Genomic DNA, 376 nt, shown 5'->3' with positions numbered 1-376 from the left:
GGAAAAGAAAGGGGACAGGCTGAAAGACTGGTTGGAGATGATTTTTGGATGGCTTGTTATTATTTAGCAGCGGACTGTAAAAAACGCAGCGGCATTGATTTTGCCATTATTCCAGGACAAGATTTTGTAATGTCAAAGACAGAGATAACGCAGGCTGTGTACAAGGCTGTTATGGGGAAAAATCCGAGCCGCTTCACAGGCGACAGCTTGCCTGTGGAAAAAGTGAGCTGGTATGACGCTGTTGAGTTCTGCAACAAACTGAGCAAGAAAGCCGGGCTTGAGCCGGCCTATTCTATAAATGAAGATAATGTTGAATGTAACAGAAACGCCGACGGCTACCGCCTGCCCACAGTGGAAGAGTGGCGGTATGCGGCAA

At 47.3% G+C, this 376-nt stretch carries 1 protein-coding gene; it reads left to right on the top strand.

Going from position 1 to position 376, the window contains the following annotated elements; translation table 11 throughout:
* Positions 1 to 48: 48 nt before the first annotated feature.
* On the top strand, positions 49 to 376 hold a 328-nt coding region (locus B2X33_RS01040; protein WP_296666892.1), incomplete at its 3' end, for a formylglycine-generating enzyme family protein.

Origin of the sequence: Treponema sp. UBA785 (assembly GCF_002297065.1) — a bacterium.
In the GTDB taxonomy this organism is placed as follows: Bacteria; Spirochaetota; Spirochaetia; order Treponematales; family Treponemataceae; genus Treponema_D.
This window is presented reverse-complemented; position numbering and strand designations above follow the sequence as displayed.